This window comes from Clostridium acetireducens DSM 10703, from assembly GCF_001758365.1.
Taxonomy (GTDB): Bacteria; Bacillota; Clostridia; order Clostridiales; family Clostridiaceae; genus Clostridium_C; species Clostridium_C acetireducens.
This window is the reverse complement of the sequence record NZ_LZFO01000012.1, coordinates 12227-37686: the sequence shown is the minus strand read 5'-3', so window position 1 is coordinate 37686 and position 25460 is coordinate 12227. Positions and strand designations below refer to the sequence as shown.

Below are 25460 nucleotides of genomic sequence, written 5' to 3'. Positions count from 1 at the left end.
CTTGACCATTTTATAGAGTACTTTATATTTACTGTATTTTAATACAATAATTATTTTGTTCATAACACTCGTTAATAAAGTTTCGTATTAGCTCTTGTTCTTCTAAATTAAATTTACCATGTTCTAAAATCCATAAATGCAACGCTTTTCCTATAGCATACGCTAACTCTTTTTTTTGTAAATCATTTAAATTATTTCGCGAAACATTAGGAATAAAATCCTTGCTCATTATATTTATTATTGCACCTTTAATCTGTATTCCATCAATTAAAAATGGAATTTTTAAATTCACCCTAGAAACTAATACATTTTTTATAAATACATAATCTTTCTGTTCAAATAAATATTCACCACCAAGATATTTGTCTAAACTATACGATAATAATCTATTTCCTTTATTTTGTATAACCTTTTGAATAGTCAAAGTACAATATGTAGGAATGCCTTCGCAATGACCTAGATCTTCGCAAAAATCTTCATACGTATATTCTCCAATTATAGCATCTTGATCATTTTCAATTAACTTATTTCCATAATACAAAAACTCATCTTTTGCAATAAAGTTAATTTCTTCATAGTTAACTCTTTCCAATGCCTCATTAAAATCTTCTAATACCTCATAAGCTTTTTGAAATTCTTCTTCTTCACTTGATTCAATAATTGGTATATTTAAAAATTTAATCTCACCATTCTGAACAAAATCCTTAATATTAGCTGTTTTCATTTCATTTTCAGGAATTATTTTTGTTGTTGGCACATCGTAAATATAACTTTCACACCCATTTATATCTTCCATAACATCTAAAAATTGTATTCCTTTATAACTACATTCAATACAAGCTTGTATATTATTTAAATATTTGTCCAATTTAATACCATTACTTAACACCGTTGTTGTGTTTTTCAAATTAAGTGTTTCATATTTCGGTTCTCCATTTTCAAATATTACAAGATTTATTGGAATTCCACAATCCAAGAAATTTTTCTCTATGAAATTCTTTATATTGTTTATATTTGAATCAAAGACTTGAATAAATTGATCATAATTCAAAATAATTTCTGTTCCTTGAGGTCTTGATGTATTTTCATATGTCAAACAAATATATTCACTATTTTTTTCAAATTCAATCTTGTTCATCTTTGTTTCACCATAATATTTTGTATTTACAACTACATTATCAGATAACATAAAACAAGCTAAAAATCCAATTCCATAATTACCAATAGGAATATATTTATTTCCTTTTAATAAATAATCATCTGAAGTATAATACGAAACTCCAACATTTAAAAAATATTTTTTTAGTATATCTAAAGACATTCCCTTGCCATTATCAAATATACTAACTTGCTTTCTATCTTGATCTAAAATAATATTTATAAAAGGACTATACGGAGCATATATAGATTCCATTTTTCCCTTTCCTTCTTCCTCCATAACTTTGCAAGCATCAATTGAATTTTGAATTAGCTCTCTCAAGCCATATTTTTTATCTCCATATATATATTCGCCCATTAGCAAATTAGTAACTGCTTTATAATCCAATGTCAATTTAAAATCTGAAAAGTTAAAACCTTTTGTTCTAATTTTATTTTGAACATTAGGTTTTATTAAAAGTAAATATTTTTTGTCATGAAACATTTCAGAAAAATCTACTGCTTTTTCTAATTCATCATTTAAATTATCAAAGTATTTCAATAATTTTCTGTGAATACCTGGATTAGAACTTTCACCATAAAATTCAATATTTTTGTATCCTGTTTTTTCATTTAAAACTATTTTTTCTTTATTTTCTATAATAAAATGTTGTTTCCATTCCATCTTACCATAATCTTTAGGATTCAAATATTTGTATAAATATATTGGTGCCCTGTTTTCATCAATATCTAGATAATCAGCAATCCTCAATAGTATCGCTATATATTGTGAATTTAAAGAATAACTTCCTTTAACCGTATCACTTGATATATTTTCAGCAATCCATTCAAAATTCTCATTATGAGCAGCACAAATTTTTCCAATTTCTTCTCTAAAAGATATATTAGTATAATTGGGCACAACAAACCATTCTTTGTTCATATTTTGTATATGATTCATAGACCTCAATCCATGGATAGGTCTAATACACTCTTGAAGAGCAAGATTTTCATTTTTATATTTTTTTAAAACCAACGAATATTTTCTATCAACAATAGTTAAGTCATCTTTTTTTATTTTATCAATTTCATCTTCATTTGATATCATTCCTATATCATGAAGTAATGCAGAATATATAATGCTAGTTAATTCTAAATCACTAAGTAATTCAGGATTATCACATAAATTATACATACACTCCATAACATTCAATGAATGTTGAATACCATGACCTGTATAATTGGAAAAAACTCGATTTATTTTAGGAAGACTATCTAATGCATATTTATATACTTTTTGTATTTGTTCAATAAAAAAACTATTTCTCTTCTTTAACAACATATATAATTTTGTATTTTCTATAGTTACTGTCATAAATTTTATCCTCCTATATTATGTAGCAAATAAATCACTCTATGTTTTATATAGTTATATATTTTAGTATATTGTTTACAAATTTATTTTTCACTCCAACTAATTATGTGCTATATAACTTTAAGATTAGTTGGCAGTTATAACTCTAAATTTAATTTATACTAAAGTTTTTCTCAACTTTATAAAATAATTTGATATTATACTAAGTTCCGAATATTTTTTTCTGAACATTTTAAAATATTACAACATTTTTATGTTTTCTAATTAAAACTCTACCTTTATTTAGACTTATATGTATATAATATCACATTTACAAATTTGATTAAATACTGGATATATTTTATAATATTATAGTGATTTTAAATTGAAATTTGTCTAATAGGTTTAAGACGGATAACCTTTTCTACAAAAGTTAGAAGAGATTGCTGAAACTTTGGATTATGAATTTGTAGGGTATTTTATTGAGAATGGTGGATCTAAAATATAATAATATCAACAGATAATTTATATAGAGAATATCTATTTTGAAAAGGAGGCTATTATGACACCAGAAAAAGATTTACATTATACATTAATACAGTATTTAGATTACAAAGGTAAAAATGAATTAAGCAATATAATAAAGCACTCAAGAATAATATACGATAAGCAATGGAAATTTACTGGGGTAGTAAGCGATCAAAGAAATTTATGTATAAATATCAAAACCCCTTTAGTCTATAAAAGCATTATAGATAATGAAATTGATTTAATCAAAAATTTATGTTTTGAAATATACGAAGATGATGACGATTATATGGCTACAAATATTAAAACTAGCATCTTAGCCTCTAAGGTTACTACTATAGAAATTAATAAAATCGAAAGAGAAATTGTTGAAAATTCTGTGTATCAAAATTTCATTAGAGATATTTCTTCAATGAATTTAGATAATATTGAAAAATCATATTTGTTTGAAGCCTGTGAATGTGCTATGAGAAATAATAGATTAGCCGCTAGTACAATGCTGGGTTGTGCTGCAGAATATTTATTGTTGAATATCTGTAAATCATACTATACATATTTGAAAAACAATTGTAGTAGTGGAGAAATTGAATCATTTGAACGAAAAATTCTTAAAGCAAAATGTGCATATACTAGATTGGATGAATTTGAGAAACGTGTGCATAGTAATATTAATTTATTTCAAAGTTTAGGGTTTGAAAATCCAAAACTAAATTTTAATTTTCTAGATATAATTAGAAAAGTAAGAAATGAAGCTGGACATCCTAGCGGAAAACTCATAACTTCTGAAGAATTACAAATGACGCTCGGAAATTATCAACATTTTTTGAAACTTGCTCATAAGTTAATCACCGAACTACCTAAACTGTAATCAAAAAATATTTTAGCAATCAACAAACACTATAAAATCAAATATTGTTCTTTTTTAAAAAAGCTCTTGCTTTTTCTCAAGCTTTTCCTATTGATTTTAATTGGGTTAAGTTTTTTTATAAAAAGCAGAAGTTTATTGTTTAGTTACATATAGTATCATCTATTTTCTAAACATTTAATAACTGGTAATTTAACGATTGGCTAATTATTATATATAGAAAGCCCTCAAGTGCATCATCTACACTTAAGGGCTAAACCACCTATATTTTCTTTTTTCCCTGTTTGCTAACCCCGTATCAAGAAATATATCCAATTTAAACCATTCTCTAATCCCAACTACACCAATACTTCTAACTGTGTTTCCTTTTAAGCTTCACAACTGTCTCTACGTGGCCAGTCTGCGGGAACATATCCATAACCCTAACTTCTTCCACAGTATAACCACCCTCAACTAAAACCTTCAAATCCTCCACAAGAGTTTTAGGATTACATGAAACATAAATCAAGTCCTTAGCATCAAACTTCAAAACATAATCTAATGCTTTAGGATGAACCCCTGGTCTTGGTGGGTCTAGTATTATAACATCTGGTTTATCTTTCAATGTAGTTATAACTTCCGCTACATCTCCTGCTTTGAAGTTACAATTAGTTAAATTATTCAATTTAGCATTTTCATTAGCTGCTTCTACTGCTTCTTCTATAAGTTCTATTCCTACAACTTTCTTTGCTTCTGGAGCTACTATTTGACCTATTGTTCCTGTTCCACAGTATAAATCAAATACTACTTTTGAGCTTGAATCTCCTATAAATTCTTTAACTATGCTGTAAAGTTTTTCTGCTCCTTTTGAGTTGGTTTGGAAGAATGAAAATGGTGATATTTTAAATTTAAGTCCAAGCAATTCTTCTATTATATAATCTCTTCCGTATAGCACATCAATTTTATCTGCTTGAACTACATCAGATAGTGAGTCGTTTGTTGTATGTATTATTCCTTTAACTTCTCCTTTGTATTGTAAATTCTTTAGTATGTCTAATATTTCACTAAAGTCAAAGTCTAATTGAGAAGTTGTTACAATGTTTATTAGTATTTCTTCTGTATTTTTTCCTTTTCTAACTACTAAATTTCTTAAGAATCCTTCATGTCTCATTATTCTATAGTGAGGAAGTTTCTTTTCTCTGAAATAATCTAATACTGTTTTTAATATTATATTGAAATCTTCGTCTACTATTTTACATTCATCTACTGTTACAATACTAAATTTTCTTCCTTTAGCATGCATTCCTAAAGTAAGTTCTCCGTCTTTTTCAAAGTCTCCAAAGGTAAATTCCATTTTATTTCTGTAGCCGTATTCCTCTGGGCTTCCTTGTATTCCAGAAAACTTTTCATATTCTACTCCTGCTTTTTCAAATAATTCTAGTACTTGTTGTTTTTTAAATTCTAATTGCTTTTCATATTCTATAAATTGGTGAGTACATCCTCCACATATTCCAAATACAGGGCATTTTGGTTCTATAGCGTAGTCTGGATTTTCTATTACTTCTATTAAATTTGCTTTAGCTTTGTCTTTTTTCTTTCTTGTGACTTTAGCATTAACCTTTTGTCCTGTTACTGCTCCTTTTATAGCAACTTTTACTCCATCTAAATTGGCTATTCCTGTTCCAGGAAATTCAGTTTTTTCTATATAAAATTCATATACATTACCTTTTTTCATATTGATCACCTTACTACTTTATTTTGAATAACTTAAAATCATATTGTTTTTGTCCTACAGTGCATCCTTTTTTAGAAACTTCCATAATGGTAGGATAAATTATTGCAACTATTAAAAATATCATTGTAGTCATAGAACTTTTATTTTTTATATAATATCCTATTGTTGCTCTCATTATAAAATCTAAGGCACTTACTCCTACTAAAGATATAGCATACATTATAAGTCCATCTATAAAATTAGCGAAAAACACCTTTATTGGAGATGCCTTCTTAATAGGAATTATTTCTTCATTATTTGCTGGATTCTCTTCTATATTATTAGTTACCTCTATTACTTCTTTATCTTTTTTAGCTTTTTCATCTGCCATATAATATCACCTCATTTTTTCATTTTAAATATTTTACAACATAGTATATTATGCTATACTATTGTATGGATGTAAATAGAAAATACTCTTTTTTTATATAAAGTTAACTATTTACCAAAATATTAATTTTTATTTAAAAATTATTCATATATTAATTCTATACTAATGTAAGAATTGTTGGGGAGGTTTAAAATGAAAAAGCTTTTAAAAACTTTATCAAACTATAAAGACTTTTTTATAGATTACTTAGACATAATATTTTTTATATTAGCAGTAACTATTAAAGCTTTATTTTTTGGGAAACAAATATCACCAATTTATTTTTCTGTACTATCTATATTGCCAGCAATAATTTCTTCCTTGATGGTACTTGTATCTATATCTTTCTTATTTTCAAGACGCAAAAGAACAAAAATACTATATATATTAAACTTGATAATAACTATTTGTATGATAGCTGATATAAATTATTTTAGATATTTTAAAGATGTTATATCTATTCCTGTAGTAAAAACAGGTTTTCAACTTAATGACGTTGGTTCTAGTGTAGGAAGTATATTTAAATTTCAAGATTTATTATATGCAGTAGACTTGGTATTTATAATACCTGTTATAAAAGTTATACAAAATAGAGCAAATTTACAATATAAAAATCTTACTTTAAAATTTAAGTTTGCAGTATTTGCTGTAATGATTTCTGCAGGTTTGTTAGTAAATGGTACTTGCATGGTTCAGTTATCCAAAGAACAACCTAGATTACTAAAAACTATGTACAATAGAGTTTATGTAGCAAGGTCTTTAGGAGCTGTTAACTATCACATTCTTGATGTATATAATTATATAAACTTTGATATTAGTAAAAGAACTCCATTGCCAGCAGAAAAAGAAAATAATATAAAGAAATTTTTAAACAATAATACTTCTAGTGATACTCAAAAATATAAAGGCATTGCAAAGGATAAAAACTTAATTGTTATGCAAGTAGAAGCTCTTCAAGAATTTGTTATTAACCAAAAGGTAAATGGACAAGAAATAACTCCAAATTTAAATAAACTTGCAAGTAAAAGTATGTATTTTAACAATTATTTTTATCAAATAGCTGCTGGTGGAACTTCTGATGCAGAATTTATGTCAAATAACTCTTTATATCCTGCTGCTTCAGGGGTAGCATATTATATGTATTGTGATAATGAATTTAATTCACTATCTCAATCTTTAAAGAAAAAAGGATATACTACAGCTGCTTTTCATGGTTATAGGGAAAGCTTTTGGAATAGAAATGTTATGTATAAAAAAATGGAGTTTGATGAATTCTTTGGAGAAAGCAGTTTTAATGTAGATGAAACTATAGGTTTAGGATTAAGTGATAAATCTTTCTTTGAACAATCTATTCCTAAACTAAAAAAATTAAAAGAACCTTATTATGCTTTTATGATAACATTAACTAGTCATTTTCCTTTTGATGGAAAAGACTACGGAGACTTTAATGTAGGAGAATATGAAGGAACTTTATTAGGAGATTATTTTAAATCTATCCATTATACTGATGCTCAAATAGGTATGTTCTTAGATGAACTTGAAAAAGAAGGAATGCTTGAAAATACTATAATTGCACTATACGGTGACCATTTAGCTATACCTAAACAATATGAAGCTTCTCTTGCTAAATTTTTAAATAATGAGGCAGAAACTTTTACTGAACTTCAATGGTCACAGCTTCAAAAAGTGCCTATGATGCTTCATTTCCCTGGAGATAAATACAAATGTGTAAATCCACTATACAGTGCTGAAATGGATTTATATCCTACTTTATCTAATTTATTTGATTTAAATAGCAAAAACTTAATGGGAAAGGATTTATTAAATTCTAAAAACGGAAATGTAATTTTCAGAGACGGTTCCTTTACAGATGGAAATGTATTTTATATGTGTTCTACAGGAAATTACTATGATATAAATACTGGAGAAAAAATAAGTGAAACTCCAGAATTAGCCGATAAAAAACAAGAAGCTTTAAATCAACTTAGCTATTCTGATGAAATACTGAAACATAATTTGCTTAAGAAGTTTAATGAAGAAAATAATAAATAAATTAAAGACACTAAAAAAATAAAGCAGTATAATTTTTATTCTGCTTTATTTTTTAATGTGTCTTATTATTATGTATTAATAATTTACAATTTTATATGTTTTCTCATATATTTCTATTTATTTTTATTATATTTGGATTATAATAATTATGTATTAATATATACTTTATAATGTGTTTTAAGGAGTGTTTTTTTATGTTATTCAATATTGTCTTAGTATGTATTGCTGGTTTTATAGCTGCTGTAGTTGATGCTATAGCCGGTGGTGGTGGAATAATAAGTGTTCCTGCTTTTTTAATTGCCGGTATACCTCCCCACATGACTCTTGGAACTAATAAATTTTGTGCTACTTGTGGTTCTCTTACAAGTTCTATAAACTTTTTTGAGTATAAAAAAACTAATTTTAGTTTGCTTAAATACTTAATACCTTTTACTTTTATAGGAGCTATTTTAGGAGCTAATACAGTTATGAAATTAGATCCTAAATATTTAAACGGTATAGTACTTGCTCTTTTAATATTTGTAGGAATTTATAGCTTACTTTCTAGAGATTTAGGAAAAGAGGATAATTTTCAAGGTCTTAATAAAAAGAATTTAACTTTAGGAATTATATTATCTTTTTCATTAGGTTTTTATGATGGATTTTTTGGTCCTGGTGTTGGATCTTTTTTATTGTTCGGACTTATAGGAATATTTAAGTTTGATTTTACTAAAGCTAGTGGTAACGGAAAAATTTTAAATTTTGTAAGTAATATTACTTCTTTAGTACTATTTGCTGTAAATGGACAAGTAAATTATTTATACGGAATTCCTGCTGCATTATCTATGATAATAGGTGCTAGATTTGGTTCTAAACTTGCTATTAAAAAAGGATCTAAGCTAATAAAGCCTATATTTATTACCATGTCTCTTTTAATGGCAGTAAAGATGCTTTATAAAATCACTATTTAAAATATTTTTATTCTAATACAAAATGAACCTTAGTATTTTACAAAAAACTAAGGTTCATTTTATTAAATTATATTTATTTAAATACATTTCAACTTTATCTTTAAATTTACAATCTAAAAACTTGTCCACTAATACAGCTATTACTATTCCTATAAATGTGTCAATAATTCTATTAATTGCATACTGCTCTGAAGGCATTCCCTTAAGATTTGTCATTATAGCTATAAATACTATACAACTTATAACTACAGAATTATTTTGTTTAAATAAATTACAAAAATAAATTACTAAAACTATACCAATACCACAAGATAAAGCTGATTCTTTGAAAAACATATAAAATATAAGACCAACTGTAGCTCCAATGCATGTACCTATAATTCTATATCTACCTGCAGAATGAGTAGAAGAAACAGATTGTTTCATACAAGAAATAGATGCTATACATGCATAAAATGGATATTGTCTATGACATAAATCAAATAAAACAATACATAAAGATACTGCAAAAGCTGTTTTTATGTTTCTTAAGCCTATTTTTTTCATTATAAGACCCTCCTTACAACAGTTTTAATAAGCTTAATATTATTTTAACATAGATTTTTAGCTCAAATAATTAATTCTCAAAATTCAAAAAAGTTTTACAATTTTTTTCTACTGATAAAATATATATTAAATCAAAAATATAAAGAGACACCTTAAAGATGCCTCTTTTAAATGCTATATTACTTTGCTAATTCATATATAGCATTTCCGTAAATTTTTGCATTTTTTATTAAATCCACTATTTCTATATATTCATTAACTTGATGATCCAAATCTGGTTTTCCAGGAAATATAGGTCCAAATGCAACTATATTAGGCATTTCTTTTGCATAAGTTCCTCCACCTATAGCAAGAAGTTTTGCTTCCTCCCCTGTTTGAACAGTATATACTTTTTGTAATGCATTTATAAGTGGATTATCTGGTGAAAAATACAATGGCTTTTGCTTTTGCATATCTTCTACTTTAATACCATATATCAATCTTTTATTAAATAAATTCATAATATAATCGTAATCGTAAGTAACAGGATATCTCATATTAATTGTTAAAGATGCTTTTTCTTCATCTATGTTTACTTTTCCTACATTAAAACTTAATTCTCCTGATGGCTTATCTTTTATGCTTTTTCCAAAAAAGTTCTTTCCGTTAGTTTCTGTACCTACATAAGAATTAAAAAAGTTTATGTAAGTAGATAAATCACATTCTCCTAAAGGTAATGCTCCTAAAAATTTAAAAATATTCATAATAGCATTTTTACCTTTTTCAGGTGTACTTCCATGAGCAGAAACTCCATAAGATTTAATTGTAATTTCTCCTCCATTAATTTCTCCTTTTAAATCCAAATTTGTCTTATCTACAAATTCATTTAAAGCTTCCAATAGTTTATTATTATCTTTTGCCCAAATTACTGCTTCACAATAATCTGGAACCATATTAGGTCTTTGACCACCCTTTACACTTTTTATAATTAAGTTCTCACTACATTTATCCTTTAAATCTTGAACTAAATTAAAAGTTAATATTCCTTTTTCCGCATATATAATAGGATACTGTCCATCCGGTGTAAATCCAGCTACTGGAGGTTTTTCTCTTTCCATATAATAAGGCATTTCTCCGCAGCCACTTTCTTCATTAGTTCCGAAAATAATTCTAACTTTTTTAGATAAAGGTAAATTTAAATCTTTAATTGCCTTAAGTCCGTAAAGTGCGGCAATAATAGGGGCTTTATCATCTAAAGTTCCTCTTCCATACATTTTTCCATCATGTATTTCTGCTCCATAAGGTGGATACTTCCATCCATCCCCTTCTGGAACTACATCTAGATGTCCTAAAACTGCTACATAGTCTTCTCCTTCTCCGTATTCTGCATAGCCTATGTATCCATTCATGTTTCTTATTTTAAAGCCTAATTCATAGGATTTATCTAAAGCATACTCTAATGCTTTTGCCACTCCTTCTCCAAAAGGCATTCCTTCTTTAGGTTCATCTTCCACACTTCTTATTTTTATAATTTCCTGAGTTGATAAAATTAAATCCTCTTTAATCTCATCAATTTTATTATTTATTTGCTTTTGTACATCTTTCAAAAGATTCCCCTCCTTATGTATAGTATTAATTATTTTAACCATAGTAATACCTAAATTATACTACTTCTCAATTATACACTTTGCAGTAATATTTTTCTACTTATTTAGCCTTAATAATACATCTGTAAATAATAAATATTAAGTTGTCAAACAAAAAATAATGGATATAATTTGCAGATAGAAAATAATTAAAAATACTCTGTGTAAAAATAATAGTACAGCAACATAAAGAGAGTTTGTAAATAAATCATTTTATTAAGACACTCTAAGAATAAAAAATAAAAAAACTCCTACCCAATTTATGCCCCGTCCTTGGGGCGGAAATTGGCTCATCACGTCCTGTGATGAATTACGGAGTTTTTTTATTTTTTCTTCTAAGATTGTCTAAAATTCATTCAAATTATTTACAAACTCTCTTTATGTTACTGTACTATTATTTTTACACAGAGTATTTTTAATTATTTTCTATCTGCAAATTATATCCATTATTTTTTGTTTGACAACTTAATATTTATATTGTTTTAAAACTCTCCCATTAAGTTAGCCATTTCTATAGCTGTCATTGCTGCATCATAACCTTTGTTTCCTGCTTTAGTACCTGCTCTTTCTATTGCTTGTTCTATAGTGTCTGTAGTAAGTACTCCAAATATTACTGGAACTTCTGTTTCTAATCCAACGGAAGCAACTCCTTTAGATACTTCGCTAGATACAAATTCAAAGTGAGATGTAGCTCCTCTTATAACTGCACCTAAACATATAACTGCATCATAGTTATTAGTTTTAACCATTTTTTTAGCTGTCATAGGTATTTCAAAAGCTCCCGGAACCCAAACTAATTCTATGTTTTCTTCTGACGCTCCATGTCTCTTTAAACAATCTAACGCTCCTGATATAAGTTTTGATGTTATAAATTCATTAAATCTTGCTGCTACAATTCCTACTCTAATCTTATCTGCAACTAACTTTCCTTCATATACTCTCATATTACTTTACCTCCTTTAAGTTTAGCATGTGTCCTAATTTTACTTTTTTAGTTGTTAAGTAGTATTCATTTTCTTTTCTCTTTGGCATTTCTATTGGAACTCTTTCTGTAACCTTTATTCCATAACCTGAAAGTCCTGCTATTTTTTTAGGATTATTTGTTAAAAGTCTTAATTCTTTAATTCCTAAGTCTTCTAATATTTGAGCACCAATTCCGTAGTCTCTTAAATCTGCTGGGAATCCTAAAGCTTCATTAGCTTCTACTGTATCCATGCCTTCATCTTGAAGGTGGTATGCCTTTATTTTATTTAAAAGACCTATTCCTCTACCTTCTTGTCTCATATAAAGAAGTACTCCTCTGCCTTCTTTATCAATTTGTCTTAATGCCGCACCTAATTGTTCTCCGCAATCACATCTTAAAGAACCAAGTACATCACCTGTTAAACATTCTGAGTGAACTCTAACTAATACTGGACTATCTGAGAAGTTACCTCCTTTAACTAATGCCACATGTTGTTCACCATTTAATTTATTTTCATATCCTATAACTTTAAAGTTTCCGTATTTAGTTGGAAGATTAGCTTCTCCTTGACGCACAACAAATTTTTCTGTTCTTCTTCTGTAAGAAATTAAATCTGCTACAGTAATTATTTTTAAATTATGTTCTTTAACAAATTCCATAAGTTCTGGAACCCTAGCCATAGTTCCATCATCACTCATTATTTCACAAATTGTTCCTGCTGGATAAAAACCTGCTATTCTAGCTAAATCTACTGCTGCTTCTGTATGTCCTGCTCTTACTAATACTCCACCATCTTTTGCTTCTAGTGGGAATACATGACCTGGTTTTCTAAAATCTTGTTCTTTAGCATTAGGATCTATTATTTTCTTTATAGTTAATGCTCTATCAAAAGCAGATATTCCTGTAGTAGTTCCTACAGCATCTACTGACACTGTAAAAGCTGTTCCAAAATAGTCGCTATTTCTTTGAACCATTTGTCCTATACCAATTTCTTCTAATCTCTTTTTATTAACTGGAGTACAAATTAATCCTCTTCCGTATTTAGCCATAAAATTTATTGCTTCAGGAGTTACTTTTTCTGCTGCCATAAGTAAATCTCCCTCATTTTCTCTATTTTCATCATCTACTACAACTACCATTTTTCCTTGTTTAATATCCTCTAAAGCTTCTTCCACAGTATTAAATTTATATTCCATTTTTATCTCTCCTTTTTTTAAATTTACATAAATCCATTTTTTATCAGCATGTCCATGGTTACACCACTTTTTTTATTTTCTTCTGGTTTCTTAAATAAAAGTTTTTCCACATATTTAGCTAAAACATCGCATTCAATATTTATAATATCTCCTACTTTTTTATAGCTTAATATGGTTACACCTTTTGTATGAGGTATTATAGAAACTTTAAAATAATCTTTTCCTACTTCTGCTACAGTAAGACTTACACCATCTAAAGCTACAGAACCCTTTTGCACTATGTATTTCAAAAACTCTTCAGGAGGTTTTATAGTAATCCATGTAGCTATATCTTCTTTTACTATTGAAGTTATTTCTCCTATACAATCTATGTGACCACTTACTATATGCCCTCCTAGCCTGCTGTCTAGCTTTAAAGCTCTTTCAAGATTTACTAGGCTTTTTTTGCTAATATTTCTCAAGCTACTTTTTCTCATAGTCTCTGGCATAACATCTACAGTAAAAGAATTACTTGTGAAATTTACTACTGTAAGACAAACTCCATTTACAGCAATGCTGTCTCCTAATTTAACATTTTCTAAAATTACTTTTCCCTTTATAGTAATCTTTGCAGAATTTGCTCCTGTATTTATATTAATTATCTCCCCAATTTCTTCTACAAGTCCTGTAAACAAAGCCTCCCCTCCTTTCACTTACTTTATATAACCTTCTATACATAAGTCTTCATCTATTTTTCTATAGCTTATATCTTTTAATTCTACAGCTTCATTAACTTCTTTAACTCCTTCTCCACCTACAGGAGTTTTAGCATTTATACCTCCAAATATTTTAGGAGCTATAAAACTTATAACTTTATCTACTACACATTCTTTTAATGCTGAGAAATTAAGTGTACTTCCTCCTTCTAAAAGAATACTATCTATACCTTCTTTTCCTAACTCATTTACAAGATAATGTAAATTCACTTTACATTTATCACTTGGTGTCACAATAACTTTTATGCCCTTTTCCTCTAAAAAAGATTTCTTTTCTTTATCATATTTTTCGCTACAAGCTACAATTATTTTTCTTTCATGATTAGTATTTAATATATTAGAGCTTAAAGGTATATTTAATGCTGAATCCACTATAATTGCCACTGGATTTCTACCTTTTTTATTTTTTAATCTAGTAGTAAGTAAAGGATCGTCCGCTATTATTGTTCCTATACCTACCATAATTCCCATATATTTATTTCTTAAGTTATGCACATATTCTCTAGATTTTTCTCCACTTATCCACTTTGATTTTCCTGTAACTGTTGATATTTTTCCGTCTAATGTCATAGCTGTTTTTAAAACTATATAGGGCTTTTTAGTAGTTATATATTTTATAAATACTTCATTTAATTTTTTTGCTTCCTTTTCTAAAACTCCTGTAACTACCTCAATGCCATTACTTTCTAATATGCTAATTCCCCTACCTGCAACTAATTTATTAGGGTCTTTCATAGCTATAATTACTTTCTTTACTCCTGCCTTTACTAAAGCTTCTGCACAAGGAGGAGTTTTACCATAATGAGAACAAGGCTCTAAAGTTACATAAACATCTGTTCCTTTTGCATTATCTCCTGCCATTTTTAAAGCATTTACTTCAGCATGATGTCCTCCAAAATATTCATGATATCCTTCTCCAACTATTTCATCATTTTTTACAATAACTGCTCCCACTAAAGGATTAGGATTAACTTTTCCTTCTCCTTTTTCAGCAAGATACAATGCCCTTCTCATATAATTTTCATAGTATTCAAAATTTTCTGTGTTCAAAAATTACACCACCTTTAAGAGCTACTCTTTTTCAGGGTAATAATTCTATATAATTATTTTTAGCATTAATTTATTAACTATTCATATTGTCTCCAAAGCCAAATAAAAAAACTCCTGAATAAAAAACCTTCAGGAGTTATATACATGCAGCTTTTTAAGACGTCAAATAAACGTCATTACTCACCACTTCCCTTCTTCCATCCAGACTTTACTGTCGGTACTGGAATTTCACCAGTTCCTGCTAAAAATAGCTCGCGGACTTTACCGCCGGTCGGGATTTTCACCCTGCCCTGAAGGATTAAAACCATATTCAATTTCGAGTACGTTTTCATAATAAATCATTTTTTTTCATTTGTCAAGAAAATTTTCATAAAATCAGAAACTTCTCACAAATATTTAGTATAATTTTTATTTTTAGTTGATATTATATTAACTAGATGATATTATATTAATAAAACTATATATAGTTTTAAAAACTGCGTATTAAATTATTTTATAAGGAGGATTAATTTTGGAAAAAATAGCTTTAGTTTCAGATAGCACATGTGATTTAAGTGATGAATTTATAAAAGCCTATGATGTAAAAATACTTAATTTAAAAATAATTTACAAAGACAAAGAGTATATAGATAGAGTAAATATAACTCCTCAACAAGTATATGATAACTTAAAAATAGAAGTTCCACATACATCCTTACCATCTCTAGATGATATGCATAAACTTTTATACAAGCTTGAAGAAGAAGGATATACCCATGTCATTGCAATTTCTATAAGTGCTGGATTATCTGGTACTTATAATACACTAAAACTTGCAGCAAGCGAACATACTAATTTAAATATAACAGTTTTTGATTCAAAATCTTTAACTCTTGGATGTGGTGCTATTGTAATAAATTGCGGTAAAATGATAAAAAGCGGTAAAAAATACAATGAAATTGTTTCAGCTTTACCATTAATTAGAGATAATATTAGTGTTTATTATATAGTTGATACATTAGAATATTTAATAAAAGGTGGAAGAATAGGAAAAGTTTCTGGAACATTTGGTCAATTATTGAACATTAAACCAATAATATCTATAAATAAAGAAGGTGTTTATTATACATACGCTAAGGCAAGAGGAAAAAAGCAAGCAAAAAATAAACTTATAGAAATAATTAAAGAAAAATTAAATATTGCTAAATCAAAAGTTTGGGTAATGCATGGAGGTGCTTACGAAGAATGTAAGAAATTCTATGCATCATTAAAAAACATTCCTAATATAACTTATTTAGGTTTTGGAGATATAAGTCCTGTTGCTGGTGTTCATACAGGTCCTGGTCTTATAGGAGTAGTTATTGAAAAAGAACAATTTATTTAAATCTAGCTTATTGAATAAAAAATGCTGGAAATAATTTAAGATAAAAAATAATTAAAAATAAGCTCTATAAAAATAACAAGGCAGCCTCATAAATAGAGTTTGTAAATAATTTGAATGAATTTTAGACACTCTTAGAAGAAAAAATAAAAAAACTCCGTAATTCATCACAGGACGTGATGAGCCAATTTCCGCCCCAAGGACGGGGCATAAATTGGTTAGGAGTTTTTTTATTTTTTATTCTTAGAGTGTCTTAATAAAATGACTTATTTACAAACTCTATTTATGAGACTGCCTTGTTATTTTTATAGAGCTTATTTTTAATTATTTTTTATCTTAAATTATTTCCAGCATTTTTTATTCAATAAGCTAAAATCATTAAAAGAGACTCACTTAAAGCGAGTCTCTTTTTATATTACCAAATATGATATTTTTCTACGTCTTTCTTTAATTCTGCTCTGAAATCTGGATGAGCTATGTTTATAAGTTCTCCAACTCTTTCACTTATTGAACGACCTCTTAAGCTAGCTACACCGTATTCAGTAACAACATAGTCTACATCGTTTCTTTGAAGTGTTGTTATAGCACCTTGTTTTAAGAATGTACAAATTGTTGATACTGTTCCTTTTTTAGCAGTTGAATGTAAAGCAATTATTGATTTACCCTCTTTACAATTTTGAGCACCAACAGCAGTATCACATTGTCCACCTGAACCACTATAGTGTCTTGGACCTATAGATTCTGAACATACTTGTCCTGTTAAATCTACTTCTATAGCAGTATTTACAGAAACCATTTTATAATTTTGTCCTACAACATAAGGGTCATTTACAAAACTTCCTCTTTGAATTTCAACAAGTGGATTTCCATCCATAAAATCATAAACTTTTTTACTTCCTAAAGCAAAAGCAGTTATCATTTTATTTGGATAAAGTGTCTTATATTTATTTGTAACTACTCCAGCTTCATATAAATCAACCATTGCATCATTAAACATTTCAGTATGAATTCCTAAGTCCTTTTTAGTTGAAAGAGCTTTAGCAACAGCATTAGGAATTCCACCTATACCTAATTGTATTGTAGAAGTATCATCTACAAGTTCAGCAATGTATTTACCTATAGTTAAATCTAATTCACTTGGTTCAGATATTCCAAGTCCTGGAATTTCTACATCTTTGTCTTCAAATATAAAATCAATATCTCTTATATTTAGCACAACATCTCCATAACATCTTGGAAGATTTTCGTTTACTTCTACAATTAACATTTTTGCTTGTTGTATACATTCCATTTCATATAAAGCTGATAATGAAAGTGAGAAATTACCATGTTTGTCCATTGGCGTAACTGAAGCTACAAATATATCTGGTGTTTTAAAATCTAATCTCTTTCTTCCTGCAAAGTGAAGATGATTTGGTATGTATGAACATAAACCTAGTTTATACGCTTGTCTATCTGCTGGTCCAAAGAAAATGCTTTTAGCATGAAAATGTCCCTTCATTGAAGGATCTGTAAAGCATTTGTGAGGAACTTGTGATAAACATGTAACAACGCTAACATTTTCAACCTTATCCTTAACTAAATGAAGGTGATCTAAAAATCCTATAGCTTCTGCTCCAGCAGTACCAACTATTATTTCGTAATTTGATTTTACCTTTTCCACAGCTTCTTCAACAGTTATAAGCTTCTTTTTATACTCTTCTCTGTAATCCATAATAAAATCTAACCTCCTGTTTGTGTTTGTTAATTTCTTAACTTAAAATTACTAATTTTTTGCCAATTTCTTCTTTAATTTAAAATTATATTAACTTTTATATAAATTAATATATAAAAAATATATATTAATTACTTACAAAAACATAAACTTTGTTTATACTTTAACAATATTTAACTACATTTCAAGCAAATTTCAATTAACACTTCATAGTAATTAATATAAAACTACATTTTACCTAAAACTTTCAAATAACAAACTTACATAAAAATATTATCATTTTTTCAAATTAAATAAATTTTTTCATTAGATATATTCCAAAATTTATGTTCATCACTTAACAAATTTGACATTATTAATATAATTTATTTTAATAATATTGTCAATATAATGTTTATATTTTTCTTAAAATTTCGAACATAAAATCGTTTATTATTTAACAATTTCCCTAATTAAAATATAAGCTTTTTTGATATATATGTCAATGGTGTTTATCGAAAAATTAGAAAATTCAATAAAATCCTTGTATTATTTGTAATTTTAATACTTTCATGCTATTATTATTTTGAATTTTACATGAAAGGAGAAATATAATTGCAACTTATTAAAATTAAAGGTAATTCTTATTTCATAAAAGCTCCAACTAATACTGGAATTTATACTTTTAAAAACAAAAATTGTATATTAATAGATACTGGTATAAACAATTCTGATGCTAAAAAAATAGATGAAGTTTTAATATCAAATAAACTCCATCCAAAATACATAATAAATACTCATAGTCACTTAGATCATTGTGGAGGTAATTACTATTTTCAAAATAATTATACTGGATGTTTAATATATACGTCTTATAAGGAAAAATTATTCATAGAAAACGGTGAAATATTCCCTTCTATTCTCTCATCTTCTAACCCAATAAAAGGATTAGATAAAAATAGAAAGACAAAAGTAGATTATGTTTTAGATTATGGTATAAATAAAATAAACGATGAAAAATTCGAAGTTATTAGTTTAAAAGGTCATTCCATTGAACAAATAGGTATAATAACTCCTGAAAAAGTATGTTTTTTAGGAGACTCTATTTTTAGCCATGAAATATTAGATAAATATTCTCTTCCTTATTACTATGATTTAGAAGAAAGTGTAAATACTTTAGAAAAAATAAAAGAAATTGATGCAGATTATTTTGTAATAAGCCACAGTGAAAATGTATTAGATAAAGATGAAATTGTAAAACTATCTGATAAAAACTTAAATAATATAGAAAAATATAAAAATCAAATTTTAGAACTTTTGGAACAACCTTTAACTCGAGAAGATATTTTGGAAAATATAGCTATATTAAATGATTTATCTATGAATTTTAAACAATATTATTTGAATTTTTCTGGTATATGCGCTTTTATTACATATTTATATAACAAAGGTTTAATTGACTGTTCCGTAGAAGATGGTAAATTGTATTATTTTATAAAAGAAAACTAAGATTTTTCATATTATCTTCAATATAATATGAAATTAAAATTAATAAAAAATATAGGCTAAAATCTATATATATATGCCTATATTTTTTATTAATTTTAACTCTATATTATTTATTCTTATTTAAAATATTTTCTTTAAATTCTTGCTGAATTTTCTCTCTTAATTCCTTAGAAATTATAATATCATATCCTGTTAAAGCTAAGGCACAAGCTCCTTTGTAAACAGCTTCCTTTGCACTGTCACTTTGAGTAAAATCTGCAAACTCCTTAGTGTGAAGTACCAAATTTTTATTTCCTACTCCCACCCAAGTATGAATTGCAGGCACTACATTACTTACATTTCCCATATCTAAAGAACCATGAGCATCACTCTTATCTAAAATATCTTTTTCTCCTAAGTCTTTTAAATTGTTTATAAAAGCTTCAGACAACGTATAATTAGTTACCATATTATCATAAGAAAGTTCAAAATTAGATATTTTAACATTACTGCCTGTTGCCATTGCTGCTGCTTCAGCACAATGTTTTACCTTATTTGATACATCTTCTAGGATTTGTTTATTTTTTGCTCTTATATAAAATTGAGCAGATGCATAATCTGGTACAATGTTAGGAGCCTTACCTCCGTGATTTATTATTCCATGTATTCTAACATCACTAGGTATATGTTGTCTTAATGCATTTATATTATTAAATGTTAATATTGTTCCATCTAAAGCATTTACCCCTTTTTCTGGATACTTAGCAGCATGAGCAGATTTTCCATGAAATTCAAACTGTACAGCTTGTAGTGCTAAAGAAGTTCCACTTTTTTCTGTTACTGGTCCTGGATGAACCATCATTGCTGCAGTAACGTCTTTAAATGCTCCTTCTTCTACCATTTTAACTTTAGCACCACTAGTTTCTTCTGCAGGAGTTCCAAATATTGCAATGCTCCCTCCTATATCATCTATTACTGATTTTAAACCTATTCCAGCACCAATTGACATAGAAGAAATTAAATTATGACCACAACCATGACCTATCTCTGGAAGAGCATCATACTCACACAGATAAGCTATTTTAGCACCTTCTTTTTTACTATCATATGTAGCTTTAAATGCAGTTTCAATTCCATATACAGCTTTTTCTACTTCAAATCCTTGTTTCTGTAAAAAATCTTCTAATATACTAGATGCTTTAAATTCCTTATGACCCTCTTCTGGATTTTCATAAATGTACTTTGATATACTACTTAATTCTTCCATTACATTTTTAATAGAATTTTTTATTTTTTCTTTCATAAAATCATCACCTTAATACAAATAAATTTAATATAAATTAGTATTTGCATTTATATAAATATTTATTTGTATATTCATAAAGTACATTGTACACTCCATCCTTGCTATTGCTTTCTGTAATAAAATTAGCACTTTTTTTCACATCTTCAGGAGCATTTCCCATAGCATAACTATGGTATGCTACTTTAAACATAGATATATCATTATAATAATCTCCAAAAGCCATTGTATTTTGTGGAGATATTTTAAATTTTTCTTGAAGTATTTTTATAGCATGTCCTTTATCTATACCTTTGTTCATTATATCTATCCAGTTATGTCCTGATACAACACATTCAAGATTAGTATTTAAATTTTTGTTTAAATACTCTAATATAGATGGATTTACACCATTATATATATAATAAGTCATCTTATATATTGGACTTTTTATTTCACTAAAAGAATTTAATATAACTATTGGTACTTCAGTAAAATTTTATATCTCTCTCATTAAGAAAATGTATTAAATTGAATATTTTTTTATTTATATTACCTTTATCATTTACTAAAGCACCATCCATATCAGTTACTATAAGATTTATCATTGCTCTCTCCTCCTTTAATTAAGAATGAAAATGTGAAGCTATAAAAAACACCATAGGTTAAAACCTATGATGTTTTTTATTTAGTTTTTACATATTTTGTTTATATTCTAAAATATCCTCAATAGAAAGAACTGTCATATCATGTTTTTTAGCAAAATCAACTATTTGTGGTAGACGAGCCATAGTTCCATCAGAATTTGTAAGTTCACACAAAATTCCTGCAGGTTTATATCCTGCTAAACTCATAAGGTCAACAGTACCTTCTGTATGACCTTGTCTAGCTAAAACCCCACCTTTGCGCGCACGAAGTGGGAAAACGTGGCCAGGATGACATAAGTCTTCAGGTTTGCACTCATCTTTGACAGCAGTACTAATTGTAGTAACTCTATCAGCAGCAGAAACTCCTGTAGTTACTCCTTCTTTAGCTTCAATTGAAATAGTGAATGCTGTTTCATACTTACAGTTATTATTAAGTACCATTTGAGGCAAATTTAATTTCTTAACTTTTTCATCTGTTAGGCAAAGACAAACAATACCACTGCATTCCCTTATTAACATAGCCATTTGAGGTATTGTAATTGTTTCAGCAGGGAAAATAAGATCTCCTTCATTTTCACGATTTTCATCGTCAACAAGAAGTACTCCCTTACCTTGTTTAAGGCTATCCAATGCTTTTTCTACACGTTCCAAAGAATTACCAAACTGAGTTAATAATGATTGATTCATTTAAAAATCCTCCAAATTATAATAAATTTTACATAAAGCACCTTACTTTTTTAAGACATATAAAAAATCCCCTTAAGCACCTTAAGGGGATTTGAATACACAACAAACATACATAACAAAAAATATGTATAATTGTTTCACCTTCTTTCATCCAGACTATACTGTCGGCTTCGGAATTTAACCGAATCTGCCTTATGGCTTGCGGGCTATACCGCCGATAGGGAATTTCACCCAACCCTGAAGGATACTTTATATAACTTTATTATTAATTTAGCATTTTAATTTTCCTTTGTCAAGCTAAGAATCAATTTATATCCAAATTAGGTATATATATCTTGTATAATGTATGCCTAAATATTACCTATGTCTGTTCTATAGTAAATGCCATCAAAGCTTATTTCATCTAATCTCATATAAGCTTTTTTAGTAGCTTCAATTAAAGAATCCTCTGCAGCCCAAGCACAAAGTACTCTACCGCCTGCTGTTTTTAAAGTACCTTCTTCAAGCTTAACACCTGCACCAAATACATTTTTAGCTTTATTTACTCCCTGTATTTCAAAACCAGTTTCATATTTTCCTGGATATCCCTTTGATGCAGCTACTACACAACAAGAAAATCCTTTTTTCCACTTAATAGTATAATCACTTAGCTTTTCATCTAAAGCTGCTTCTATAAGTTCCACTAAGTCACTTTCCATTAAAGGAAGTACTGCTTGTGTTTCTGGATCTCCAAGTCTAACATTGTATTCTAAAAGGTAAGTACCAAATCTATTTATCATAATTCCAAAGAACACTATGCCTTTAAAATCTAAATTTTCTTCTTGTATTCCTTTTAAAGTAGGTTGTAAAATATCTTTATCAAACTCTCTTAGTACTCTTTTAGTACAATAAGGATTAGGTGCTATAGAACCCATTCCACCTGTGTTAGGACCCTTATTTCCATCAAATATTTGTTTATGGTCTTTAGCAGAAATAAACGGTATTATTGTTTTTCCATCAGTAATAGCTAATATTGAAGCTTCTATTCCCTTTAAAAATTCTTCTACAACTATTGTTTTTCCTGAACCATTAAATCTATCTTTAATCATAAAATCTTCTAATGTTTCTTCTGCTTGTTCATAACTTTCACAAATTACTACTCCTTTTCCTGCTGCTAATCCATCTGCTTTGATAACTACAGGAAAATTACATGCATTTATGTACTTTAATGCTTTTTCTTTATCATCAAATACTTCATAACCTGCTGTTTTTATATTGTATTTTTTCATAAATTCTTTTGCATAAGCTTTGCTTCCTTCAAGTTCAGCTGCTTTTTTAGAAGGTCCAAATATTCTAAGTCCTTTTTCTCTAAATTTATCTACTATTCCTTCTACTAATGGAACTTCTGGACCTACAATAGTTAAATCTACAGAATTTTCTTTAGCAAATTTAGCTAATTCATCTAAATCACTTATATTAATATTTTCACATTTTTCTTCTAATTCAGTACAACCATTTCCTGGTGCACAATATACTTTTTCTACTTTAGGATTTTGAGCTACCTTCCATAGAATTGCATGCTCACGACCACCTGAACCAATTATCATTATTTTCATCTTATACACCCCTCTTTTATTATAATACCCTAGCCTTTCTAAATCTACATTTAAAATCTAATTAATGTTTAAAGTGTCTTATTCCTGTAAATACCATAGATATTCCATTTTTATTACATTCATCAATAGATTCTTGGTCTCTTATAGAGCCACCTGGTTGAACTATTGCCTTTATACCATATTTAGCTGCTTCTTGCACTACATCACCAAAAGGGAAGAATGCATCAGATGCAAGTACTGTTCCTTCTTCAGCTCTTTCTAAAGCATGAGAAGCTGCCCAAATTCTATTTACTTGTCCGCCACCTATACCTTTAGCTACTCCATCTTTTATAACTACTATAGCATTAGATTTTACATATTTAACAACTTTCATACCAAATTCCATGTCTTTTAGTTGTTGTTCTGTAGGTTTGTTTTCTGTTACTAATTTCATTTCATCCATTAATTTATTATCTGAACTTTGAACTAGTATTCCACCATCTACTTTAGCTAATTCTTGTTTGCTTTGAGTTTTAATATCACATTTTATAACTCTTAAGTTTTTCTTTTTCTTTAATACTTCTAAAGCATCTTCATCAAAGTCTGGTGCTATAACTATTTCAAGGAATATTTTAGCCATTTCTTCTGCTGTTTCTTTGTCTACTTTTCTATTTAAAGCTACAATTCCACCAAATATGGATACAGGATCACATTCATAAGCTTTTTTATAAGCATCTGCTACACTTTCTCCTAAAGCTACACCACAAGGTGAATTGTGTTTTAATCCACAGCAAGCTATTTCGTCAAATTCACAAACAACTTTCCAAGCTATGTCCATATCCTTTATATTATTGTAGGATAATTCTTTTCCGTTTAATTGTTCAAATTTATTCATAGGAGAATCTTCCATAGTAGATGTATAGTAAGCTGCACTTTGATGAGGATTTTCTCCATATCTTAATTCACTAGATTTTTTATATGAAATAGATAAATATTCTGGATATTCTTCTTCTAATAAGAAATTGCTAATTGCTGCATCATAAGCTGACATTAAATTAAACACTTTGCCTGCAAGCTTTCTTCTTGTTTTAAAGTCTACATCTCCTGTTTTTTCTATTTGTTCCATTACGTCACTATAATCATTAACATCTGTAAGTACTATTACATCTTTAAAGTTCTTAGCAGCCGCTCTTATCATTGTAGGACCGCCTATATCTATAAATTCTATTTTATCTTCAAAACTTAAATCTTCTTTTACTTTTTCAAAGAATGGATATAAATTTACTACTACAATATCAATAGGTTCAATTCCTTTTTTATTTATTGTTTCCATGTGTTTTTCATTATCCCTTATAGCAAGTATTCCACTATGAATATATGGATGAAGTGTTTTTACTCTTCCATCTAGTATTTCTTCAAATCCAGTTATTTCTGAAACTTCTTTAACAGGAATATTATTTTCTTTTAAATGCTTATATGTTCCACCAGTAGATATTATTTCTACTCCCTTTTTTTTTAAAAAATTAGCTAATTCTAAAACATTTTCTTTATTGTATACACTTATTAATGCTCTCTTCAAAATTC

General features: G+C 27.8%; 21 protein-coding genes and 2 riboswitches. Of the genes, 5 read left to right on the top strand and 16 right to left on the bottom strand.

Annotated features, from left to right (window positions below):
- Window positions 1–28: 28 nt before the first annotated feature.
- Complete coding sequence (locus CLOACE_RS05355; protein WP_070110008.1) at window positions 29–2512, bottom strand: HD domain-containing protein; 2484 nt, start codon at window positions 2510–2512, stop codon at window positions 29–31.
- A gap of 541 nt (window positions 2513–3053) precedes the next feature.
- Here CLOACE_RS05355 and CLOACE_RS05350 point away from each other — a divergent pair.
- Window positions 3054–3887 (top strand): hypothetical protein, encoded by an 834-nt coding sequence (locus tag CLOACE_RS05350; protein WP_070110007.1) that lies wholly within the window; start codon window positions 3054–3056, stop codon window positions 3885–3887.
- A gap of 349 nt (window positions 3888–4236) precedes the next feature.
- Here CLOACE_RS05350 and rlmD read toward each other — a convergent pair whose 3' ends face one another.
- Both rlmD and CLOACE_RS05340 read right to left on the bottom strand, forming a co-directional pair.
- Window positions 4237–5598, bottom strand: a complete 1362-nt coding sequence (rlmD, locus tag CLOACE_RS05345) for a 23S rRNA (uracil(1939)-C(5))-methyltransferase RlmD (protein WP_070110006.1) — start codon at window positions 5596–5598, stop codon at window positions 4237–4239.
- Window positions 5599–5611: 13 nt separating this feature from the next.
- On the bottom strand, window positions 5612–5968 hold the full coding sequence (locus CLOACE_RS05340) for an RDD family protein (RefSeq protein WP_070110005.1): 357 nt from the start codon (window positions 5966–5968) through the stop codon (window positions 5612–5614).
- A gap of 192 nt (window positions 5969–6160) precedes the next feature.
- Between CLOACE_RS05340 and CLOACE_RS05335 the strand changes: the two genes are divergently transcribed.
- The gene (locus CLOACE_RS05335; protein WP_070110004.1) at window positions 6161–8059 is read left to right on the top strand and encodes an LTA synthase family protein; all 1899 of its coding nucleotides are present in this window, start codon (window positions 6161–6163) and stop codon (window positions 8057–8059) included.
- A 194-nt stretch (window positions 8060–8253) separates the two neighbouring features.
- Window positions 8254–9009, top strand: coding sequence for a TSUP family transporter (locus tag CLOACE_RS05330; protein ID WP_070110003.1), 756 nt, complete (start codon window positions 8254–8256; stop codon window positions 9007–9009).
- 54 nt (window positions 9010–9063) lie between these two features.
- Here the strand turns inward: CLOACE_RS05330 and CLOACE_RS05325 are convergent, their stop codons facing one another.
- From CLOACE_RS05325 to ribD, 6 genes are all read right to left on the bottom strand, one after another.
- Window positions 9064–9555, bottom strand: a complete 492-nt coding sequence (locus CLOACE_RS05325) for an FUSC family protein (RefSeq protein WP_070110002.1) — start codon at window positions 9553–9555, stop codon at window positions 9064–9066.
- A gap of 179 nt (window positions 9556–9734) precedes the next feature.
- Window positions 9735–11141, bottom strand: a complete 1407-nt coding sequence (pepV, locus tag CLOACE_RS05320; protein WP_242866403.1) for a dipeptidase PepV — start codon at window positions 11139–11141, stop codon at window positions 9735–9737.
- 521 nt (window positions 11142–11662) lie between these two features.
- Window positions 11663–12124 carry a 6,7-dimethyl-8-ribityllumazine synthase gene (gene ribH, locus CLOACE_RS05315; RefSeq protein ID WP_070110000.1) on the bottom strand — a complete coding sequence of 154 codons (462 nt, stop codon included), beginning with the start codon at window positions 12122–12124 and terminating at the stop codon, window positions 11663–11665.
- A 1-nt stretch (window position 12125) separates the two neighbouring features.
- Window positions 12126–13340 carry a bifunctional 3,4-dihydroxy-2-butanone-4-phosphate synthase/GTP cyclohydrolase II gene (locus tag CLOACE_RS05310; protein WP_070109999.1) on the bottom strand — a complete coding sequence of 405 codons (1215 nt, stop codon included), beginning with the start codon at window positions 13338–13340 and terminating at the stop codon, window positions 12126–12128.
- A 23-nt stretch (window positions 13341–13363) separates the two neighbouring features.
- The gene (locus CLOACE_RS05305) at window positions 13364–14014 is read right to left on the bottom strand and encodes a riboflavin synthase (protein ID WP_070109998.1); all 651 of its coding nucleotides are present in this window, start codon (window positions 14012–14014) and stop codon (window positions 13364–13366) included.
- A gap of 18 nt (window positions 14015–14032) precedes the next feature.
- A complete protein-coding gene (gene ribD, locus CLOACE_RS05300; RefSeq protein ID WP_070110044.1) occupies window positions 14033–15109 on the bottom strand; it encodes a bifunctional diaminohydroxyphosphoribosylaminopyrimidine deaminase/5-amino-6-(5-phosphoribosylamino)uracil reductase RibD in 1077 nt (358 codons plus the stop codon).
- A 221-nt stretch (window positions 15110–15330) separates the two neighbouring features.
- A riboswitch (FMN riboswitch) is annotated at window positions 15331–15447 on the bottom strand.
- A 209-nt stretch (window positions 15448–15656) separates the two neighbouring features.
- Between ribD and CLOACE_RS05295 the strand changes: the two genes are divergently transcribed.
- The gene (locus CLOACE_RS05295; RefSeq protein WP_070109997.1) at window positions 15657–16508 is read left to right on the top strand and encodes a DegV family protein; all 852 of its coding nucleotides are present in this window, start codon (window positions 15657–15659) and stop codon (window positions 16506–16508) included.
- A gap of 412 nt (window positions 16509–16920) precedes the next feature.
- Here the strand turns inward: CLOACE_RS05295 and CLOACE_RS05290 are convergent, their stop codons facing one another.
- Window positions 16921–18219 (bottom strand): acetyl-CoA hydrolase/transferase family protein, encoded by a 1299-nt coding sequence (locus CLOACE_RS05290; protein WP_070109996.1) that lies wholly within the window; start codon window positions 18217–18219, stop codon window positions 16921–16923.
- A gap of 594 nt (window positions 18220–18813) precedes the next feature.
- Here CLOACE_RS05290 and CLOACE_RS05285 point away from each other — a divergent pair.
- Window positions 18814–19707 carry an MBL fold metallo-hydrolase gene (locus CLOACE_RS05285; protein ID WP_070109995.1) on the top strand — a complete coding sequence of 298 codons (894 nt, stop codon included), beginning with the start codon at window positions 18814–18816 and terminating at the stop codon, window positions 19705–19707.
- A gap of 106 nt (window positions 19708–19813) precedes the next feature.
- Here the strand turns inward: CLOACE_RS05285 and CLOACE_RS05280 are convergent, their stop codons facing one another.
- The 6 genes from CLOACE_RS05280 to purH all read right to left on the bottom strand — a co-directional run bounded on the left by CLOACE_RS05280 (window position 19814) and on the right by purH (window position 25458).
- On the bottom strand, window positions 19814–20989 hold the full coding sequence (locus CLOACE_RS05280) for a M20 family metallopeptidase (protein WP_070109994.1): 1176 nt from the start codon (window positions 20987–20989) through the stop codon (window positions 19814–19816).
- A gap of 37 nt (window positions 20990–21026) precedes the next feature.
- Window positions 21027–21401 carry an HAD-IIB family hydrolase gene (locus CLOACE_RS05275; protein ID WP_070109993.1) on the bottom strand — a complete coding sequence of 125 codons (375 nt, stop codon included), beginning with the start codon at window positions 21399–21401 and terminating at the stop codon, window positions 21027–21029.
- A 55-nt stretch (window positions 21402–21456) separates the two neighbouring features.
- Window positions 21457–21576: an HAD hydrolase family protein gene (locus CLOACE_RS11925; protein WP_242866400.1), complete on the bottom strand. Its 120-nt coding sequence runs from the start codon at window positions 21574–21576 to the stop codon at window positions 21457–21459.
- 87 nt (window positions 21577–21663) lie between these two features.
- Window positions 21664–22302, bottom strand: coding sequence for a 3,4-dihydroxy-2-butanone-4-phosphate synthase (ribB, locus tag CLOACE_RS05270; RefSeq protein ID WP_070109992.1), 639 nt, complete (start codon window positions 22300–22302; stop codon window positions 21664–21666).
- 135 nt (window positions 22303–22437) lie between these two features.
- A riboswitch (FMN riboswitch) is annotated at window positions 22438–22551 on the bottom strand.
- Between the two features lie 101 nt (window positions 22552–22652).
- The gene (gene purD / locus CLOACE_RS05265; RefSeq protein ID WP_070109991.1) at window positions 22653–23897 is read right to left on the bottom strand and encodes a phosphoribosylamine--glycine ligase; all 1245 of its coding nucleotides are present in this window, start codon (window positions 23895–23897) and stop codon (window positions 22653–22655) included.
- 61 nt (window positions 23898–23958) lie between these two features.
- The gene (gene purH / locus CLOACE_RS05260; RefSeq protein WP_070109990.1) at window positions 23959–25458 is read right to left on the bottom strand and encodes a bifunctional phosphoribosylaminoimidazolecarboxamide formyltransferase/IMP cyclohydrolase; all 1500 of its coding nucleotides are present in this window, start codon (window positions 25456–25458) and stop codon (window positions 23959–23961) included.
- Window positions 25459–25460: the final 2 nt, after the last annotated feature.

Bases quoted from the DNA above. Each gene is read 5' to 3' on its own strand.
- CLOACE_RS05355 (WP_070110008.1), bottom strand. From the start codon at position 2,512: ATGACAGTAACTATAGAAAATACAAAATTATATATGTTGTTAAAGAAG.
- CLOACE_RS05350 (WP_070110007.1), top strand. From the start codon at position 3,054: ATGACACCAGAAAAAGATTTACATTATACATTAATACAGTATTTAGAT.
- rlmD (WP_070110006.1), bottom strand. From the start codon at position 5,598: ATGAAAAAAGGTAATGTATATGAATTTTATATAGAAAAAACTGAATTT.
- CLOACE_RS05340 (WP_070110005.1), bottom strand. From the start codon at position 5,968: ATGGCAGATGAAAAAGCTAAAAAAGATAAAGAAGTAATAGAGGTAACT.
- CLOACE_RS05335 (WP_070110004.1), top strand. From the start codon at position 6,161: ATGAAAAAGCTTTTAAAAACTTTATCAAACTATAAAGACTTTTTTATA.
- CLOACE_RS05330 (WP_070110003.1), top strand. From the start codon at position 8,254: ATGTTATTCAATATTGTCTTAGTATGTATTGCTGGTTTTATAGCTGCT.
- CLOACE_RS05325 (WP_070110002.1), bottom strand. From the start codon at position 9,555: ATGAAAAAAATAGGCTTAAGAAACATAAAAACAGCTTTTGCAGTATCT.
- ribH (WP_070110000.1), bottom strand. From the start codon at position 12,124: ATGAGAGTATATGAAGGAAAGTTAGTTGCAGATAAGATTAGAGTAGGA.
- CLOACE_RS05310 (WP_070109999.1), bottom strand. From the start codon at position 13,340: ATGGAATATAAATTTAATACTGTGGAAGAAGCTTTAGAGGATATTAAA.
- ribD (WP_070110044.1), bottom strand. From the start codon at position 15,109: ATGAGAAGGGCATTGTATCTTGCTGAAAAAGGAGAAGGAAAAGTTAAT.
- CLOACE_RS05290 (WP_070109996.1), bottom strand. From the start codon at position 18,219: ATGGATTACAGAGAAGAGTATAAAAAGAAGCTTATAACTGTTGAAGAA.
- CLOACE_RS05280 (WP_070109994.1), bottom strand. From the start codon at position 20,989: ATGAAAGAAAAAATAAAAAATTCTATTAAAAATGTAATGGAAGAATTA.
- CLOACE_RS05275 (WP_070109993.1), bottom strand. From the start codon at position 21,401: ATGACTTATTATATATATAATGGTGTAAATCCATCTATATTAGAGTAT.
- CLOACE_RS11925 (WP_242866400.1), bottom strand. From the start codon at position 21,576: ATGATAAATCTTATAGTAACTGATATGGATGGTGCTTTAGTAAATGAT.
- ribB (WP_070109992.1), bottom strand. From the start codon at position 22,302: ATGAATCAATCATTATTAACTCAGTTTGGTAATTCTTTGGAACGTGTA.
- purD (WP_070109991.1), bottom strand. From the start codon at position 23,897: ATGAAAATAATGATAATTGGTTCAGGTGGTCGTGAGCATGCAATTCTA.